At 69.3% G+C, this 17,440-nt stretch carries 14 protein-coding genes; 8 read left to right on the forward strand and 6 right to left on the reverse strand.

Features of this window, described 5'->3' with window-relative positions; genetic code table 11:
• Positions 1-16 precede the first annotated feature (16 nt).
• The 5 genes from trpD to lexA all read left to right on the forward strand — a co-directional run bounded on the left by trpD (position 17) and on the right by lexA (position 4,731).
• The gene (gene trpD, locus ACT53U_RS01350; protein WP_476152099.1) at positions 17-1,030 is read left to right on the forward strand and encodes an anthranilate phosphoribosyltransferase; all 1,014 of its coding nucleotides are present in this window, start codon (positions 17-19) and stop codon (positions 1,028-1,030) included.
• An 8-nt stretch (positions 1,031-1,038) separates the two neighbouring features.
• The gene (trpC, locus tag ACT53U_RS01355) at positions 1,039-1,830 is read left to right on the forward strand and encodes an indole-3-glycerol phosphate synthase TrpC (RefSeq protein ID WP_476152101.1); all 792 of its coding nucleotides are present in this window, start codon (positions 1,039-1,041) and stop codon (positions 1,828-1,830) included.
• 4 nt (positions 1,831-1,834) lie between these two features.
• Complete coding sequence (moaC, locus tag ACT53U_RS01360) at positions 1,835-2,323, forward strand: cyclic pyranopterin monophosphate synthase MoaC (RefSeq protein ID WP_476152103.1); 489 nt, start codon at positions 1,835-1,837, stop codon at positions 2,321-2,323.
• Between the two features lie 4 nt (positions 2,324-2,327).
• Positions 2,328-3,542 (forward strand): molybdopterin molybdotransferase MoeA, encoded by a 1,215-nt coding sequence (locus ACT53U_RS01365; protein WP_476152104.1) that lies wholly within the window; start codon positions 2,328-2,330, stop codon positions 3,540-3,542.
• A 460-nt stretch (positions 3,543-4,002) separates the two neighbouring features.
• Entirely contained in the window at positions 4,003-4,731 is a 729-nt protein-coding gene (gene lexA, locus ACT53U_RS01370; RefSeq protein ID WP_476152106.1) for a transcriptional repressor LexA, read from the forward strand.
• 102 nt (positions 4,732-4,833) lie between these two features.
• On the opposite strand, the gene ACT53U_RS01375 is transcribed toward lexA, so the two are convergent.
• Positions 4,834-7,497 (reverse strand): ComEC/Rec2 family competence protein, encoded by a 2,664-nt coding sequence (locus ACT53U_RS01375; RefSeq protein ID WP_476152107.1) that lies wholly within the window; start codon positions 7,495-7,497, stop codon positions 4,834-4,836.
• 106 nt (positions 7,498-7,603) lie between these two features.
• On the opposite strand from ACT53U_RS01375, the gene gltX reads away from it, so the two are divergent.
• Both gltX and gltA read left to right on the forward strand, forming a co-directional pair.
• Positions 7,604-9,028, forward strand: coding sequence for a glutamate--tRNA ligase (gltX, locus tag ACT53U_RS01380; RefSeq protein WP_476152108.1), 1,425 nt, complete (start codon positions 7,604-7,606; stop codon positions 9,026-9,028).
• Between the two features lie 306 nt (positions 9,029-9,334).
• Entirely contained in the window at positions 9,335-10,627 is a 1,293-nt protein-coding gene (gltA, locus tag ACT53U_RS01385; RefSeq protein WP_476152110.1) for a citrate synthase, read from the forward strand.
• Positions 10,628-10,784: 157 nt separating this feature from the next.
• Here the strand turns inward: gltA and ACT53U_RS01390 are convergent, their stop codons facing one another.
• The 4 genes from ACT53U_RS01390 to ACT53U_RS01405 form a co-directional block, all read right to left on the reverse strand.
• A complete protein-coding gene (locus ACT53U_RS01390; protein WP_476136665.1) occupies positions 10,785-11,567 on the reverse strand; it encodes an amino acid ABC transporter ATP-binding protein in 783 nt (260 codons plus the stop codon).
• A gap of 19 nt (positions 11,568-11,586) precedes the next feature.
• Positions 11,587-12,726, reverse strand: a complete 1,140-nt coding sequence (locus tag ACT53U_RS01395; protein WP_476152111.1) for an amino acid ABC transporter permease — start codon at positions 12,724-12,726, stop codon at positions 11,587-11,589.
• Positions 12,727-12,730: 4 nt separating this feature from the next.
• Positions 12,731-13,939 carry an amino acid ABC transporter permease gene (locus ACT53U_RS01400; RefSeq protein WP_476152112.1) on the reverse strand — a complete coding sequence of 403 codons (1,209 nt, stop codon included), beginning with the start codon at positions 13,937-13,939 and terminating at the stop codon, positions 12,731-12,733.
• An 86-nt stretch (positions 13,940-14,025) separates the two neighbouring features.
• Positions 14,026-15,042, reverse strand: a complete 1,017-nt coding sequence (locus tag ACT53U_RS01405; protein ID WP_476152114.1) for an amino acid ABC transporter substrate-binding protein — start codon at positions 15,040-15,042, stop codon at positions 14,026-14,028.
• Between the two features lie 272 nt (positions 15,043-15,314).
• Here ACT53U_RS01405 and metC point away from each other — a divergent pair, with 272 nt between their 5' ends.
• Entirely contained in the window at positions 15,315-16,541 is a 1,227-nt protein-coding gene (gene metC, locus ACT53U_RS01410; RefSeq protein ID WP_476152116.1) for a cystathionine beta-lyase, read from the forward strand.
• Here the strand turns inward: metC and ACT53U_RS01415 are convergent.
• Positions 16,529-17,395, reverse strand: coding sequence for a phosphatase PAP2 family protein (locus ACT53U_RS01415; RefSeq protein ID WP_476152118.1), 867 nt, complete (start codon positions 17,393-17,395; stop codon positions 16,529-16,531). The two genes, metC and ACT53U_RS01415, sit on opposite strands and share 13 nt — an antisense overlap.
• Positions 17,396-17,440 lie beyond the last annotated feature (45 nt).

Genomic DNA, 17,440 nt, shown 5'->3' on the forward strand with positions numbered 1-17,440 from the left:
CGGAGCCCGTAGTCCCATGACCGATCTGAAGGCCCTCATCGCCAAGGTGGCGACCGGCGCCAGCCTCACCCGTGCCGAGGCCCGCACCGCCTTCGACGTGATGATGTCCGGCGAGGCGACGCCCGCCCAGATCGGCGGCTTCCTGATGGCACTGCGCGTGCGCGGCGAGACGGTCGACGAGATCACCGGCGCCGTCGAGGTGATGCGCGAGAAGATGCTGCGGGTCGAAGCCCCCGCCGACGCCATCGACATCGTCGGCACCGGCGGCGACGGCTCCGGCTCGTGGAACGTCTCGACCGCCTCCGCCTTCGTCACCGCCGCCTGCGGCGTGCCGGTCGCCAAGCACGGCAACCGCGCGCTCTCGTCGAAGTCGGGCGCCGCCGACGTGCTGATCGGCCTCGGCATCAAGATCGACCTCGCCCCCGCCGACATCGCCCGCTGCGTCCGCGACACCGGCGTCGGCTTCATGTTCGCGCCGTCGCATCACTCGGCGATGAAACACGTCGGACCGGCCCGCGTCGAACTCGGCACCCGCACCGCCTTCAACCTGCTCGGACCGCTGTCGAACCCGGCCGGCGTCAAGCGTCAGATGACCGGCGTCTTCGCCCGCGCCTGGATCGAGCCGATCGCCCAGTCGCTCGCCGCGTTGGGCTCGGAAGCCGCCTGGATCGTCCACGGCTCCGACGGGCTCGACGAGATCACCGTCACCGGCGAGACCCATGTCGCCGAACTGAAGGCCGGCAAGATCACCACCTTCGTGGTGTCGCCGGAGGCCGTCGGCCTGCCGCGTCACCCCGCCGAGGCCCTCAAGGGCGGCGACGGCGCGCACAATGCGGCGGCGCTGCGCGCCATGCTCGACGGCGCGCCGGGTGCCTATCGCGACATCGTGCTGATGAACACCGGCGCGGCGCTGGTCGTGGCGGGCAAGGTGGCGACGCTCGCCGAAGGCGTGACCCGCGCCGCCAAGGCGATCGACGACGGCTCGGCGCGGGCGCGTCTCGATGCCCTCGTCATCGCCTCCAACGTCTGAGAGCGACGATGGCCGACATCCTGAAGAAGATCGAGCTCTACAAGCGCGAGGAGATCGCCGCCGCCAAGGCTGCCGTCTCCGAGGCCGAGCTGCGTGCCCGCATCGCCGACGTCGACGCCCCGCGCGGCTTCCTCGCGGCCCTCAGGGCCAAGAAGGCCGAAGGCAAGCGCGGTCTCATCGCCGAGATCAAGAAGGCGAGCCCGTCGAAGGGGCTGATCCGCCCGGACTTCGATCCGCCGGCCCTCGCCCGCGCCTACGAGGCGGGCGGTGCCGCCTGTCTCTCGGTCCTGACCGACACGCCGTCGTTCCAGGGTGCGCCGGAGTATCTGACCGCGGCGCGTGCCGCCGTGTCGCTGCCGGCGCTTCGGAAGGACTTCCTGTTCGAGCCCTATCAGGTGCTCGAGGCCCGCGCCTGGGGCGCCGACTGCATCCTGATCATCATGGCCTCGCTCTCCGACGACGAGGCGAAGGCCCTCGAGGACGCGGCCTTCGAACTCGGCATGGACGTGCTGGTCGAAGTCCACGACGAGGAAGAGACCGAGCGCGCGCTGCGCCTCGCCTCGCCGATGCTCGGCGTCAACAACCGCAATCTCAAGACCTTCGAGGTCTCGCTCGAAACCTCCGAACGGCTGGCGAAGCTCGTTCCCGACGACCGTCTGCTGGTCGGCGAGAGCGGCATCTTCACCTCGGCCGACTGCGCCCGGCTCGAGGCCGTCGGCATCTCGACCTTCCTGGTCGGCGAGAGCCTGATGCGCAAGGCCGACGTGACCGCTGCCACCCGCGAACTCCTTGCAAGGTGATCCCATGACCGCGCCCGGCTCCCGCCTCACCCATGTCGACGAGACCGGTGCGGCCCACATGGTCGACGTCGGCGACAAGGCCGAGACGACCCGCACGGCGGTGGCCGAGGCGACCGTGACGATGAAGCCCGAGACGCTGGCGCTGATCCTCTCCGGCAACGCCAAGAAGGGCGACGTGCTGGCGGTCGCCCGCATCGCCGGCATCATGGCGGCGAAGAAGACGCACGAGCTGATCCCGCTCTGCCATCCGTTGCTGCTGACCAAGGTCACCGTCGATCTCGTCCCCGACGAGAGCCTGCCGGGGATCCGGATCACCACGCTCGCCCGCGTCAAGGGCCAGACCGGCGTCGAGATGGAGGCGCTGACGGCGGCCTCGGTCGCGGCGCTGACGGTCTACGACATGGCCAAGGCGGTCGATCGTGGCATGGTGATCGGCGGCGTCCGCCTGCTCGAGAAGTCCGGCGGCAAGTCCGGCGAATGGAAGGCCGAGTGATCCCATGGCCCTGACCCCGGTCGACGACGCGCTGACGCGCCTCCTGTCCGACGTTTCGCCCGTCGCGGTCGAACACGTCGCGCTCGCCGCCGCCAACGGCCGGGTTCTCGCCGCAGACCTCACGGCGCGCCGCACGCAACCACCCTTCACCGCCGCCGCGATGGACGGCTGGGCGCTCGCCGCGCGCGACGCGACCACCCCCGGCGCCCGTCTGACGATCGTCGGCGAGGCCGCTGCCGGCCATGCCCACGACCGGCCGCTCGGGGCCGGCGAGACGATCCGCATCTTCACCGGCGCGCCGATGCCGGAGGGTGCCGACACCGTCGTCATGCAGGAGCACGCGACGCGCGACGGCGATCACGTCGTCTTCGCCGCCGCCGCCGCCCCCGGCCGCCACGTCCGCGCCGCCGGCATCGACTTCCGCGAGGGCCAGCCGATCCTTTCCGCCGGCACCCGGCTCGACTGGACCAATCTCGGCCTCGTCGCCTCGTCGAACCATGCCGAGGTGCCGGTCCGCCGCCGCCCGCGCGTGGCGATCCTGGCGACCGGCGACGAGCTGGTGCCGCCCGGCGCCGTGCCCGGCCCCGACCAGATCGTCGCCTCCAACGGCTACGGCATTGCCGCACTGGTCGAGGACGCCGGCGGCATGATGATCGATCTCGGCATCGTCCGCGACGATCTCGCCGCCACCCGTGCCGCCATCGCCGGCGCCTTCGCCGCCGAGATCGACGTGCTGGTGACGCTGGGCGGCGCCTCGATGGGCGATCACGACCTCGTCCACCGCGCGCTCGAGGCCGAGGGCGTCGCCTTCGACTTCTGGAAGCTGGCGATGCGCCCGGGCAAGCCGCTGATGTTCGGCCGCCGCGGTCCGATCCGCGTCCTCGGATTGCCGGGCAATCCCGCCGCTTCGCTGGTCTGCGGCCTGCGCTTCGTCGCGCCGCTGGTCGCCGCTCTGGCCGGCCGCGGCGCCGCCGGTCTCGCCCGCGAGACCGCGATCGCCGGCCGCGCCATGCCCGCCAACGACGAACGCGCCGACCATCTGCGCGCCGCACTGCGCCACGACGCCGAGGGCCGGCTGGTGGCGATGCCGCTCGACAGTCAGGATTCCTCGCTGCTCTCGCGCTTCGCCGACGCCGACGCGCTGATCGTCCGGCCGATCCACGCCCGCGCAGTCGAGGCCGGCGAACCGGTCGAGATCATCCGTCTGCGTCACGTCTGAGGGCGCTCAGCGCCCGTTGGCGACCGACGGATGGACCATCGCTCGTCTTCGATCGGCGAGCGCCGGAACCTTCCTCCCGAAGAGCCGAGACCCGGCCCATGCGCCGCGCCGTACAGGTCGGCGCACGCGCCGCCGCATCGCCCTCCCGGCTCATGCGGAGCCCCGTCGCTCGCCGTTCGCGGCGATCGGAACGACGGCGAAGCGATCCGCGCGCACGCGGCGAGGCCCCCGAAACCCCACCGTTCACGCTTCCCCCTTGCAGAACATCCGCAGAACGCGTAGCGTGAGTTCGTGATTTGTACCCATCGCGAGTCGCCTGCCGGACCGGCCGAAGAGGCCGGTGGGAGTGCATGGTGCGGACGGGTACGCTCGAGTGCGGGGCTTCTTCGGGGCCCGCGGGGATGGAACATGCCGGGGCGGACGCCGATCGTGTCGCGCCGGCTGGCGAGGGAACGGGGTCATGCTGACGCGCAAACAGTTCGAACTTCTGATGTTCATCCACGAACGTCTGAAGGAGGACGGCGTTCCCCCCTCCTTCGACGAGATGAAGGACGCGCTCGACCTGCGCTCCAAGTCCGGCATCCACCGCCTGATCACCGCGCTCGAGGAACGCGGCTTCATTCGCCGCCTGCCCAACCGGGCCCGCGCGCTCGAGGTGGTGCGTCTGCCGGATTCGATGACGCCCGGCCTCGCCAGCCCCGCCCGTGCGCCGGGCTCGAAGGGCTTCTCGCCCTCGGTCATCCAGGGCACTCTCGGCAAGCCGCGTCCGACCGCGATGCCGGGTCCCACCGGCGAGGAGACGGCGGAGGTCGTGTCGATCCCGGTCATGGGCCGCATCGCCGCCGGCACGCCGATCTCGGCGATCCAGACCTACACCCACGCCATTCCGGTGCCCTTCGATCTTCTCGGCGGCGGCGAGCACTACGCCCTCGAGGTCCGCGGCGATTCGATGATCGACGCCGGCATCCTCGACGGCGACACGGTGCTGATCAAACGCGGCGACAACGCCGATTCCGGCGACATCGTCGTCGCCCTGGTCGACGAGGAGGAGGCGACGCTGAAGCGCCTGCGCAAGCGCGGCGCATCGATCGCCCTCGAAGCCGCCAACCCGGCCTACGAGACCCGCATCTTCGGCCCCGACCGGGTGAAGGTGCAGGGCCGTCTCGTCGGCCTGATCCGCCGCTACTGACGGGCACGCGGGCCGCCGACGGCGCGGACGGTGTCGACCGACGGCGGGAGGACGCCCCCGCGGACGGATTGGGCGTCGCGTCGCGCACGCGGATCACGGGCATCAGCGCAAGGGATCCGCCGTCTCGCCACGCTCGACGGTCTCGGGCGTTTCGTGATCGGGAGTGGCGGATGCGCCGCCGTCCGGCGGATCAGCCGTTACTTCGGCGAGCGCGCGGACGGCGTTCGGATCGCGCGGCGTCCAGGCCCGTGGCGTCGCCGGCAGGCTCGGCGTCACGGAGAAGGTGAGACGCGGTCGCGGCTGTGATGTTTCGCCGGTGATGGCCGATGGCGGCGACGCTTCTTCGACGGCGGTCGGAGGCGTCGGACCGTTTCCTCGCGCACTGCCGTCGCTGTGGGCTTCGGCAACCGGCTGCCGCAGGTCGGGATCGCCGTCCCGACCCTCCGGCGCGGCATCGTCCGTCGGATCGAGGCCGACGATCGATCGCCTCGTCTTGCCGGCGGACGCCTCTCGCCCGAGCGCTCCATCCACCCCCACATCGGCCGGTTCTACGCCGTCGGGCTTCGCCGCGGATGCCACGTCGATCGTCACCGCGCCGGTCTTCGCCCGGGCCACGCGGTCGAGCACCAGGCTCGTCGCGGCGCAGCCCGGCGGGGCGGCGAGTGCCGAGATCACGATGTCGGCGCGGCCGCAGTCCTCGACGAAGCCGCGCGGATGGCGCACCACCACGACCCGCAGGGGCAGACGCCCCGCGGTGGGCGCCGTTCCGCCTGCGTCGCCGCCCGTCGCCTCGTCTCCCCGGACGAAGGCACAGCCGATCGCGTCGCAGCGCCAGCCGTCGGCGATGCCGGGCGACCTCGGATCGCGCGCATCGGCATCGGCGGCGAGCCAGATCGCCGTGTCGAAGGCGTCGTCCTTCGTCGCCAGCACGTGCAACCGTCCGTCGTCGCCGCGCACCGCGACCGGCGAGCCGTGGCGGCCGATCATCACGTCGGCCCGCGGCCCGCAGCCTAGGAGGACGATCGACAGCACGCCCGGCACGAGGCCGAAGAGGCGGATCCTCGAGCGCCACAACGACAGCCACAGCACCGCGGCGACGCCGAGCGGCATCGCCGCCCAGTGCGGCGTGCCAAGCAGGCCGCTGCCGCCCGGCAGCGCCGAGGTCCAGCGCCCGACCGCCACCATCCAGTCGACGCCGAGCCCCATCACCCACAGCGGCAGCGCCTCGAGCCCGAAGGGCATGGCGAGAAACGCGACGACGGCGGCCGGCATCACCGCCATGCCGACGACCGGCAGCACCACCATGTTGGCGAGGATCGAATAGGGCGCGCCGCGATAGAAGATGCCGGCGATCACCGGCGCGGTGGCGAGACCGGCGATCAGCGAGGAAAAGGCGAGGCCCTCGGCGTGATGCCAGGCGGCGACCAGCGCATGGACGACCGGCCCGCGCGCCTCGGGCCGCGGCGGCCGCGCCGCGACGCGGATCTGCCACAGGTCCCACGAGGCGACCAGTGCGATCACCGCCAGGAACGACATCTGGAAGCTCGGCTCCATCGCCGATTCCGGATCGAAGAGCAGGATGCCGACCGCCGCCACCGCCACCGTGTGCATGGTGATCGCCGGCCGATCGACGATCACCGCGAGGAGCGCGATCGACACCATGATGTGCGAGCGCAACGCCGCGACCTGCATGCCGGACATCAACAGGTAGAAGGTCGCCGCGACGAAGGCCGCCGCCGCCGCCCATTTGCGGATCGGATGGTCGAGCGCCAGCCGCGGCGACAGCGCCAGCAGCATGCGCAGCACGATCATCACACCGCCGGCGACGAGGCTCATGTGCAGGCCGGAGATCGACACGATGTGGGTGAGCCCGGAGGCGCGCAGCGGCTCGCCGACGCTCTCCGGGATCGCCCGCTGCTCGCCCACCATGATCGCCGCGGCGATCGCCCCGGTGCCGCCGGGAAGCCCGGCACGGACGCGTTCGGCGACGTGGTGGCGCAGATCGCCGATCGGCGCAACGAGGCGATCGAGCCACCCCGGTTCGCCCGCCTCACCCGGATGCGCGCCACCGAGGACGTAACCGCCCGCCCCTCGCCCCTCGAACCACGCCCGCCGGGCGAAGTCGTAGCCGCCGGGCAGCACCGGTCCGTCCGGCGGCTTCAGCCGTGCCTTGAAGGCGATCACGTCGCCCATGCCCGGCGCCGTGCGGCCGCGCGCCAGCGTCGCGGTGACGCGCGCCGGCGTCGTCTCGGGTCCCAGCCCGCCGCCTTCCATGCGCGCGACGTCGACGGTCAGCCGCGTGCCGCCCTTGGCGGTGGCGTCGAGATCGACGACGCGACCGGCGACGGCGACGGTGCGCTCGTGGTCGAGCCGGGGGGCCGCCGCGCGCCACGAGCCGAAGGCGGCGACGAGCCCGCCGGCGATCACCGCGGCGAAGACCACGCGGCCGATCGCCCGCCCACCGCGCCGCCGTGAGACGGCGGCCGATCCGGCGACGACGAGGAAGAGGAGCGCCAGCGCGAGCGCCGACGGCTCGGCCGGCAGGGTGAACCACAGCGCCATGCCGCCGGCGAAACAGGCCGCGAGAAGCGGCGGCGCGGCACCCCGGGCGAGATCGCTCTCCGCCCCGTCGATCAGCCGGCGCAGCGTCTCTCCGAGACGCAGACGCCAGCCGCCGCCCGGAGGCTGCGCGAACCTCCGGTCGTCCTCCGCGCGATCGAGCACGCGCGGGGCGCCGAGGCGCCGCGGGGCTGCGTCGACGGACATGCACGAGGTTCCGGTTCGCTTTGCCGTCCCGACATGCTACACGATCCCGCGTCTGCCGCCATCGCCGCCGCGGGCATCCCCCTTTTCCTCCCGATCGGACCCCACCATGGTCGAGACCGTCGTCACCCGCTTCGCTCCCTCCCCCACCGGCTACCTCCACATCGGCGGTGCCCGTACGGCGCTGTTCAACTGGCTCTGGGCTCGCCACACCGGCGGCCGGATGCTGCTGCGCATCGAGGACACCGACCGGGAACGCTCGACCGATGCCGCCATCGACGCGATCCTCGACGGTCTGCGCTGGCTGGGCCTCGAGGGCGAGGGCGAGCCGATCTTCCAGTTCGTCCGCGCGAACCGTCACGCCGAGGTGGCGCTGGAACTGCTCGCCAAGGGCGGCGCCTACAAGTGCTGGGCGACCCAGGCCGAGCTCGAGGAGATGCGCGAGACCGCGATGAAGGAAGGCCGCCCGCCGCGCTACGACGGCCGCTGGCGCGATCGCGATCCCTCCGAGGCGCCCGCCGGCGCGCCCTACGTCATCCGCCTGAAGATGCCGCAGGAGGGCGAGACGGTGGTCGACGACCTCGTCCAGGGCAAGGTCACCTTCCGCAACGACGTGCTCGACGACTTCATCCTGCTGCGCTCGGACGGCACGCCGACCTACATGCTGGCCGTGGTGGTCGACGACCACGACATGGGCGTCACCCACGTCATCCGCGGCGACGATCATCTGACCAATGCCGCGCGCCAGAGCCAGATCTATCGCGCCATGGGCTGGACCGTGCCGGCCTTCGCCCACATCCCGCTGATCCACGGCGCGGACGGCGCCAAGCTCTCCAAGCGCCACGGCGCCCTCGGCGTCGATGCCTATCGCGCCATGGGCTACCTGCCGGAAGCGCTGAAGAACTATCTCGCCCGTCTCGGCTGGTCCCACGGCGACGACGAGATCTTCTCGATGGAGGACGCCGTCGGCTGGTTCGAGGTTTCGGACATCAACAAGGGCGCCGCGCGCTTCGACTTCGCCAAGCTCGAGAACCTCAACGGCGTCTACATGCGCCAGACGAGCGACGACGACCTGTGGGCGGCGTTCCGTGCCTTCCTGCCCCACACCGAGGACGGCCGCGCCCTGCTCGACAAGCTCGACGACGCCCTCGAGGCCAAGATCCGCAAGGCCATGCCCGGCCTGAAGGAGCGCGCCAAGACGCTGGTGGAGCTGCTCGACGGCTGCCGCTTCATCCATGCCGCCCGGCCGCTGCCGATGGAGGAGAAGGCCGCCGCCCTCCTCGACGAGGCCGGCCTCGCGGTGATCGCCGCGCTGGTGCCGCGCCTCGAGGCGGTCGCCGAATGGTCGGCGGAAGCGACCGAGGCGGTCGTGCGCGCCCATGCCGAGGAAGCCGGCCTCAAGCTCGGCAAGGCGGCCCAGCCGCTGCGCGCCGCGCTGACCGGACGCACCACCTCGCCGGGCATCTTCGACGTCCTGGCGGTGCTCGGACGCGATGAGACCATCGCCCGTCTGCGCGATCGGCTTGCCGCCTGAGACCCGGTCGCGGAGGGCTCCGCGCCGATGACGAAATCGCGAGGCCGCGCCGCCCGACGGAGCGGCCTTCGCATGTGCGAGAACAGACTTCTCTCGACCCTGCAAGGGGTTGACATGATACTTCTTTGAGCTGTTTCTGCACCGCCTCATCCGTAGGAAGTGCTTGTCGACCCGGGAGGAATGGGCTACGCCTCCTACCCGGACGCACGGACCGAGACAAATCGTCTCGCCTTTCCGTCCGGTTCCTTCGAATCGGTTGGAAAGTCACGTGCCACTGGGTGATCTTCCGCGTTCGGGGGTAACTGCATGAGCGACAAGTCTGCCACTCTCAACTTGGGCGAAAAGTCCGTATCGTTCCCGGTCAAGTCCGGAACGATCGGTCCCGACGTCATCGACATCACCAAGCTCTACGGCCAGACGGGTGCCTTCACCTACGACCCGGGCTTCACCTCGACCGCCTCGTGCGAATCGAAGATCACCTACATCGACGGCGACGCCGGCGTGCTGCTGCACCGCGGTTACCCGATCGACCAGCTGGCCGAGAGAGGCTCGTTCCTCGAGACCTGCTACCTGCTGCTCTACGGCGATCTGCCGACCAAGACCCAGTTCACCGACTTCCAGGGCCGTGTCTATCGTCACACGATGGTGCACGAGCAGATGATGAAGTTCTTCACCGGCTACCGTCGTGACGCCCACCCGATGTCGGTGATGGTCGGCACCGTCGGCGCGCTGGCGGCCTTCTATCACGACAGCCTGGACATCGCCGATCCGCACCAGCGCATGGTCGCGTCGATCCGCATGATCTCCAAGATGCCGACCATCGCGGCGATGGCCTACAAGTACTCGATCGGCCAGCCCTTCGTGTACCCGGACAACTCGCTCGACTACACGTCCAACTTCCTGAAGATGTGCTTCTCGATCCCGTGCGAGGAGTACAAGGTCAATCCGGTCCTCGCCAAGGCCCTCGACCACATCTTCATCCTGCACGCCGACCACGAGCAGAACGCGTCGACCTCGACGGTTCGTCTCGCCGGTTCGTCGGGCGCCAATCCCTTCGCCTGCATCGCGGCCGGCATCGCCTGCCTTTGGGGCCCGGCGCACGGCGGCGCCAACGAGGCGGCGCTGCAGATGCTCCAGGAGATCGGCACCGTCGATCGCATCCCGGAATACGTCCGCCGCGCCAAGGACAAGAACGATCCGTTCCGTCTGATGGGCTTCGGCCACCGGGTCTACAAGAACTACGACCCGCGCGCCAAGATCATGCAGAAGACCTGTCACGAGGTCCTCGGCGCTCTCGGCATCAAGGACGATCCGCTGCTGGACGTCGCCGTCGAGCTCGAGAAGATCGCGCTGCACGACGAGTACTTCATCGAGAAGAAGCTCTACCCGAACATCGACTTCTATTCGGGCATCACGCTGAAGGCGATGGGCTTCCCGACCTCGATGTTCACCGTGCTGTTCGCGCTGGCGCGCACCGTCGGCTGGATCGCGCAGTGGAAGGAAATGATCGAGGACCCGCATCAGAAGATCGGTCGTCCGCGTCAGCTCTACACCGGCGCCCCGATGCGCGACTACGTCGACATCGAGAAGCGCGGCTGATCGCGCAGCGATCGACCGGAACACGAACGGACAAGGGCGCCCTCGGGCGCCCTTTTTCGTCGTGGCCTGGGATGACTCGGCAACCGAGCGACCGCGCGTGCGGACATGCGAACGCCGCCGCCTCGATCCGAGACGGCGGCGCGCGGGAAGCCCTCCCTCAGTGCAGGATCTGGCTGAGGAACAGCTTGGTGCGCTCGTGGCGCGGGTTCGCGAAGAAGGCGTTGGGCTCGTTCGCCTCGATGATCTGCCCGGCGTCCATGAAGATCACCCGGTCGGCCACCTGGCGGGCGAAGCCCATCTCGTGGGTGACGCAGAGCATGGTCATGCCCTCGTTGGCGAGGCCGACCATGGTGTCGAGCACCTCCTTGACCATTTCCGGGTCGAGCGCCGAGGTCGGCTCGTCGAACAGCATGATCTTCGGGCTCATGCACAGCGAGCGGGCGATCGCCACGCGCTGCTGCTGGCCGCCGGAGAGCTGGCCGGGGTACTTCAGCGCCTGCTCGGGGATGCGCACGCGCTTGAGATAGTGCATGGCGATCTCTTCGGCGTCCTTCTTGGGCATCTTCTTCACCCAGATCGGCGCCAGCGTGCAGTTCTCGAGAATGGTCAGGTGCGGGAACAGGTTGAAGTGCTGGAAGACCATGCCGACGTCGCGGCGGATCTCGTCGATGCGCTTCAGGTCCTCGGTCAGCTCGATGCCGTCGACGACGATGCGGCCGGCCTGATGCTCCTCGAGCCGGTTGATGCAGCGGATCATCGTCGACTTGCCCGATCCCGACGGGCCGCAGATGACGATCTTCTCGCCCTTCTTCACCCGGAGATCGACGTCCTTGAGGACGTGGAAGTCGCCGTACCACTTGTTGACGCCGATCATCTCGACGGCGAGGTCTTCGGCGACCGTCGCGTCGGGAGCGGCGAGTTTGGCGTCGGTGTTGCTCATGCGCTTGTCCTCGTCGGGCTCAGCGTTTGTGACCGGTGGCGAGCCGACGCTCCATCCACTGCGAATAGCGGCTCATGCCGAAACAGAAGACCCAGAAGGTCGCCGCCGCCACCAGATAGCCGGTGGTGCCGGTCGACGGCGACGCCCACAGCGGGTCGGAGCGCGACGACTGGATCATGCCGAGCAGGTCGAAGATCGAGACGATCAGCACCAGCGTCGTGTCCTTGAAGAGCGAGATGAACGAGTTGACGATGCCCGGGATCACCAGCTTCAGCGCCTGCGGCATGATGATCAGGCCCATCATCCGCCAGTAGCCGAGGCCGAGTGCCATGGCGCCCTCGTACTGGCCCTTGGGGATCGCCTGCAGGCCGCCGCGGATCGTCTCGGCGAGATAGGCCGCCGTGAAGATCGAGACGCCCACCAGCGCCCGCAGCAGTTTGTCGACGTCGACCCCGTCCGGCATGAACAGCGGAAGCATGTTCGACGCCATGAACAGCACGGTGATCATCGGCACGCCGCGCCAGAACTCGATGAAGACGATCGACAGCATCCGGACGATCGGCATCTTCGAGCGTCGCCCGAGGGCGAAGAGAATGCCGATCGGCAGCGAGCAGACGATGCCGGTCACCGCCACCACCATGGTGACGAGCAGGCCGCCCCACTGGGTGGTCTCGACCGGCACGAGGCCGAACCAGCCGCCGCACAGCATGACATAGGCGAAGATCGGCAGACCGACGAAGAAGAGGAGCGCGTTCAGGCGCTTGAACGGCACCTTGGGGGTCGCCAGCGGCGCCAGCAGGACGAAGAAGGCGAGGAACACCAGCGTCGCCCGCCAGCGCTCGTCTTCCGGATAGCGTCCGTAGACGAACTGCTTCCAGTAGGCCGAGACATAGGGCCAGCAGGCGCCGGTGCCCTGGACACGGCAGACCGCGCCGTCGTTGCCGGTCCACACCGCACGGATGACCGCGAAGTCGAGGATCGCCCAGATGATCGAGGCGGCGAGCGCCGTGCCGAAGACCGTCAGGATCGCGTCGAAGACCGAGCCGAACAGCCGTTCCTTGACCAGCAGGACGATGCCGCGGGCGGAAACCGGTGCCGGCCGGGCTTCGGCCAGCGTCTCGCGCACGAAGGCGACGTCGGAGGGGGAAATCGAGGTCATCGGTTCACCTCTCCACGATCGCCATGCGGCGGTTCCAGCCGTCCATCACCATGGCGGTGACGACCGACGTGCCGAGATAGATCGCCATCCAGATGACGATGACCTCGATCGCCTGACCCGACTGGTTGAGAACGATGCCGCCGGTCGAGACCAGATCGGGATAGCCGATCGCCACCGCCAGCGACGAGTTCTTGGTCAGGTTCAGATACTGGTTGGTCAGCGGCGGCAGGATCACCCGCATCGCCTGCGGAACGACCACTAGTCGCAGCGTGTGGCCGTTCGACAGGCCGAGCGAACGCGCGGCTTCCGTCTGGCCGTGCGACACGGCGAGGATGCCGGCGCGCACCACCTCGGCGATGAAGCTCGCGGTGTAGATCGCCAGCGCCAGCGTCAGGGCGATCAACGAGGGAATGATCTCGATGCCGCCGGAGAGATTGAAGGTCGACTTCTTCGGCGCCACCAGCGTCAGGTCGAAGCCCGAGGCGGCGAAGGCGAGGAACGGCAGGCCGACGACGAGGCCGATGCCGGTCGACCACACCGGGAAGGCCTGCCCCGTCTCGCGTTGCCGCGCCTTCGCCCAGCGGGCGATCACCCAGGCGGCGAGAAGGCCGAGCGCGATGCCGGCGACGATGCCCGTGCCGGCGAAGCCGCCGAAGCGGAACTCCGGCAGGTAGAGGCCGCGGTTGTTGAGATAGACCCAGCCGGCGATCGGCTCGTAGGACGCCCGCGGCACCGGCAGCACGCCGAGAACCGCGAAATACCAGAAGAAGATCTGCAGCAGCACCGGGATGTTGCGCAGCGTCTCGACATAGGTCGTGGCGATCGAGGAGACCACGAGATTGCGCGACAGCCGGCCGATGCCGACGGCGAAGCCGATGATCGTGGCAAAGAAGATGCCGATGACCGCGACGATCACCGTGTTGGCCACGCCCACCAGGAGCGCCCGGCCATAGGACGCGTCCTTGGGGAAGGAGATCGGCGTCTGGTTGATGTCGAAGCCGGCCGTCGTCGACAGGAAGGAGAAGCCCTGCGCGATATGGCGCTTCTCGAGATTGACGGCGGTATTGTGGATCACGCTCCAGACGATACCCACCACGACGGCGAGCGTCAGCGCCTGAAAGACGATGCCCCGCCATTTCGGATCGTTGTACCAGACGACGCGCGGGGGGACGTCCCCCGTTCCGCCTCGGCGATCAGCCTCGCTTGCGGCCATGTTCCCTCCCCTCGACCAGACACGCGGCCCGTCCCCCGACGGGCGAAGGACCCGCGCCCCCGTCCGAGGGCGCGGGTTCGTCGCGATCAGCGGATCGGCGGCGAATACTGCAGACCACCCTTGGTCCACAGCGCGTTGAGACCACGGGCGATCTTCAGCGGCGTGTTGACGCCGACGTTGCGCTCGAAGACCTCGCCGTAATTGCCGACGTGCTTGACGATCTGGTAGGCCCAGGCATTGGTCAGGCCGATGTCGGCGCCGAAGGAGCCTTCCTTGCCGAGCATGCGCTTGACTTCCGGATTCTCCGACTTGGCCAGCTGCTCGTCGACGTTCTTGCTGTCGAGGCCGAGCTCTTCGGCCTGGACCAGCGCGAAGTAGGTCCACTTCACGACGTTGAACCAGGCGTCGTCACCGGAGCGCACCATCGGGCCGAGCGGCTCCTTGGAGATGATCTCGGGCAGAACGATGTGTTCGTCGGCGTTGACCAGCTTCAGGCGCTCGGCATAGAGGCCCGAGGCGTCGGTGGTCAGCACGTCGCAGCCGCCGGCGTCGTAGGTCTTGACCACCTCGACGTCCTTCTCGAAGGACACGAGCTTGTACTCGAGCTTGTTGGCACGGAACCAGTCGGCGAGGTTGAGTTCGGTCGTCGTGCCGGTCTGGGTGCAGACGGTGGCGCCGTTGAGCTGCTTGGCGGAGGTCACGCCGAGCGACTTGCGCACCATGAAGCCCTGGCCGTCGTAATAGGTGACGCCGGCGAACTTGCCCTGCTTGGTGTCGCGCGACATGGTCCAGGTGGTGTTGCGCGACAGGACGTCGATCTCGCCCGAGGCGAGCGCGGTGAAGCGCTCCTTGGCGGAGAGCGGCGTGTACTTGACCTTGTTCGGGTCGTTGAAGATCGCCGCCGCGACGGCGCGGCAGAAGTCGACGTCGAGACCGGTCCACTTGCCCGAAGCGTCCGAGATCGAGAAGCCGGCGAGGCCGGTGTTGACGCCACACTGGACGAAGCCCTTGGTCTTCACGTCGTCGAGCGTGCCGGCGACGGCGCCGGACACGGATACCGCGAGCGCGACGCCGAAGGTCGCCGCCATGGTCTTCTTATTCATTTGAACCCGCCTGATGGTTGCCGGTCGACCCCGCGGTCGCCGGTGGTGAGATCGGAGCCCCGGAGCGCGTCGTGGCGATCGTTTCGCCGCCGAGCGCTCCCCCGTCTCGCGAAGCACGACTTGTTGGACTAAAGTGTGCCGTCGCGAGCGAACGCGGGGCTCATCACAAACCGATCCTGACGGTCGGTCAAGAGGAAGCTTACGTCGAACTTCGTACTGCGATGCAAAAAATTTACGCTTCCCCGCCCCGGGGAGAACAATTGGACCTTCCCATGCGCGACAGCCGGAATCAGTCACCCGAGGGCGCCCCTCGGGATCACGCCGCGTCTCTTTCCCCCGCCACCCGCCTCACCCACGGTGGTCGCCCCGAGGGTAGCCCCTTCGTCAATCCGCCGGTGATCCACGCCTCCACCGTGCTCTTCGACAGTGTTGCCCAGATGAAGGGCAAGTCGGAGAAGCCGGCGCGCTACACCTACGGCCGTCGCGGCACGCCGACCTCGGAGAGCCTCGAGGGCCTGATCACCGATCTCGAGGGCGCCGTCGGCACCGTGCTGACCCCGTCGGGTGCCTCGGCCTGCGCCACCGCCCTGCTGTCGGTGCTCTCCGCCGGCGATCACGTTCTGGCGATGGACGGCGTCTACGGCCCGACCCGCAACGCCCTCGACGGTATCCTGAAGCGCTTCGGCGTCGAGACGACCTATTTCGACGCCCATGTCGGCGCGAGCATCGTCGACCTCGTCCGGCCGAACACCCGCGCCGTCTTCCTCGAGAGCCCGGCCTCGCTCACCTTCGAGATGCCCGACATCCCGGCGATCACCGGTGCGCTGGACGGTCTCGGCGACGACCGCCCGATCGTTCTGATGGACAACACCTGGGCGACGCCGCTGTTCTTCAAGCCGCTCGACCACGGCGTCGACGTCTCGATCATGGCGGCGACGAAGTATGTCGTCGGCCATTCCGATGCGCTGATCGGCACCATCGCCTGCGGCCCGCGTGCCTGGAAACAGGTCAAGTCGACCCACGGCGACCTCGGCCTGTGGACCGGGCCGGACGACATGTATCTGGCGCTGCGTGGCGCCCGCACCATGGCCGTGCGTCTCGCCCGTCATCAGGAGAGCGCGCTCGCCCTCGCCGCCTGGCTCGAGACCCGGCCGGAAGTCGCCCGCGTGCTCCATCCGGGCCTGCCGTCGCATCCCGATCACGCCGTCTTCAAGCGCGACTTTGCCGGCTCGTCGGGGCTCTTCGCCTTCGAGCTGAAGCCCTGTTCCTTCGAGACGGTGGGTCTGCTGCTCGACGGGCTCGAGCTCTTCGGGCTGGGGTACTCGTGGGGCGGCTTCGAGAGCCTCGCCATCCTCGCCGAGCCGACGTCGATCCGCACGGCGGTGCCGTGGAAGGCTGCCGGTCCGCTGATCCGTCTGCAGATCGGCCTCGAGGACGTCGAAGATCTGAAGGCCGATCTCGCCCGCGGGCTCGACCGGATCGCCGCTCACCTCGGCTGAGGCCGGAGTGCTTCGAGGAGATCCTCGAGCAGATCGAACCATCCGGCCGGGCTGGTGTCCGGCCGGGGCACGAGATTGCCGTCGAGATCGTGCAGGAAGACCAGTCCGCGCGTCGCCAGAGCATGCGCGCAGGCGAGCGTGAAGGCAGCCCCGAGCGCGAAGCCGGCAATGACGTCCGACGGGAAATGCGCACCGAGCCCGATCCGGGTCAGCGCGATGGCGACGCCGAGCCCGAGCGCGAGGCGGCGGATCCGCGGGAAAAGCAGCGCCAGCACGACCGCGCTCGCCCCCGCCGTGGTGGCGTGACCCGAGGGGAAGGCCGCCCATTTCGCGGCGAAGACCGCGTCGTGGATCTGGAAGACGGCATCGCCGACGAGGTGCTCCGGTCGTGCCCGGCCGAACAGGTTCTTGGCCAGCGCCGCGACGATGCCGGAGCCGGCGACCGCGACGAAGACGAAACCGAACGTCGCCGCCGCCTCGAAGAGCCGCGGCTTCAGTACGCGCGGCAGACGCAGTCCGCCGAGGATCGCCAGCGCGATCACCAGCACGCCCGAACCGACCAGCAGCTCGACGCCTTCACCGAAGGAGGTGAAGAAGTCGAGCACGCCGTAGACGAAGCCGCCAGGCGTCGGCACCGGGCGATGGCGCATCAGCGGATCGAAGATCTTGATGGCGGCGAGCGCCGCGACGAGGCCGGTCGCCAGCACCACGCTCGGCCGCTCGATCGCCGGCATGGCGCCGTGGAACGGCACGGCCGGCCGGCGCAGGACATGCCGCGCGCCGCACAGGATCCGGCGCACGATCGTCAGGCCCGTACGGGCTGCGGTCGTCGTGATGGAGCGGAGATCGGCCAATCGTCCCTCGGCGGTCGTGAATGCCGGATCGACCTATCACGTCGC

The organism is Pinisolibacter sp. DMC19, assembly GCF_056313985.1.

Coding starts and splice junctions, on each gene's coding strand:
- trpD (WP_476152099.1), top strand. CDS start 17: ATGACCGATCTGAAGGCCCTCATCGCCAAGGTGGCGACCGGCGCCAGC.
- ACT53U_RS01365 (WP_476152104.1), top strand. CDS start 2,328: ATGGCCCTGACCCCGGTCGACGACGCGCTGACGCGCCTCCTGTCCGAC.
- trpC (WP_476152101.1), top strand. CDS start 1,039: ATGGCCGACATCCTGAAGAAGATCGAGCTCTACAAGCGCGAGGAGATC.
- metC (WP_476152116.1), top strand. CDS start 15,315: ATGCGCGACAGCCGGAATCAGTCACCCGAGGGCGCCCCTCGGGATCAC.
- ACT53U_RS01405 (WP_476152114.1), bottom strand. CDS start 15,042: ATGAATAAGAAGACCATGGCGGCGACCTTCGGCGTCGCGCTCGCGGTA.
- gltA (WP_476152110.1), top strand. CDS start 9,335: ATGAGCGACAAGTCTGCCACTCTCAACTTGGGCGAAAAGTCCGTATCG.
- ACT53U_RS01400 (WP_476152112.1), bottom strand. CDS start 13,939: ATGGCCGCAAGCGAGGCTGATCGCCGAGGCGGAACGGGGGACGTCCCC.
- lexA (WP_476152106.1), top strand. CDS start 4,003: ATGCTGACGCGCAAACAGTTCGAACTTCTGATGTTCATCCACGAACGT.
- ACT53U_RS01375 (WP_476152107.1), bottom strand. CDS start 7,497: ATGTCCGTCGACGCAGCCCCGCGGCGCCTCGGCGCCCCGCGCGTGCTC.
- moaC (WP_476152103.1), top strand. CDS start 1,835: ATGACCGCGCCCGGCTCCCGCCTCACCCATGTCGACGAGACCGGTGCG.
- ACT53U_RS01390 (WP_476136665.1), bottom strand. CDS start 11,567: ATGAGCAACACCGACGCCAAACTCGCCGCTCCCGACGCGACGGTCGCC.
- ACT53U_RS01395 (WP_476152111.1), bottom strand. CDS start 12,726: ATGACCTCGATTTCCCCCTCCGACGTCGCCTTCGTGCGCGAGACGCTG.
- gltX (WP_476152108.1), top strand. CDS start 7,604: ATGGTCGAGACCGTCGTCACCCGCTTCGCTCCCTCCCCCACCGGCTAC.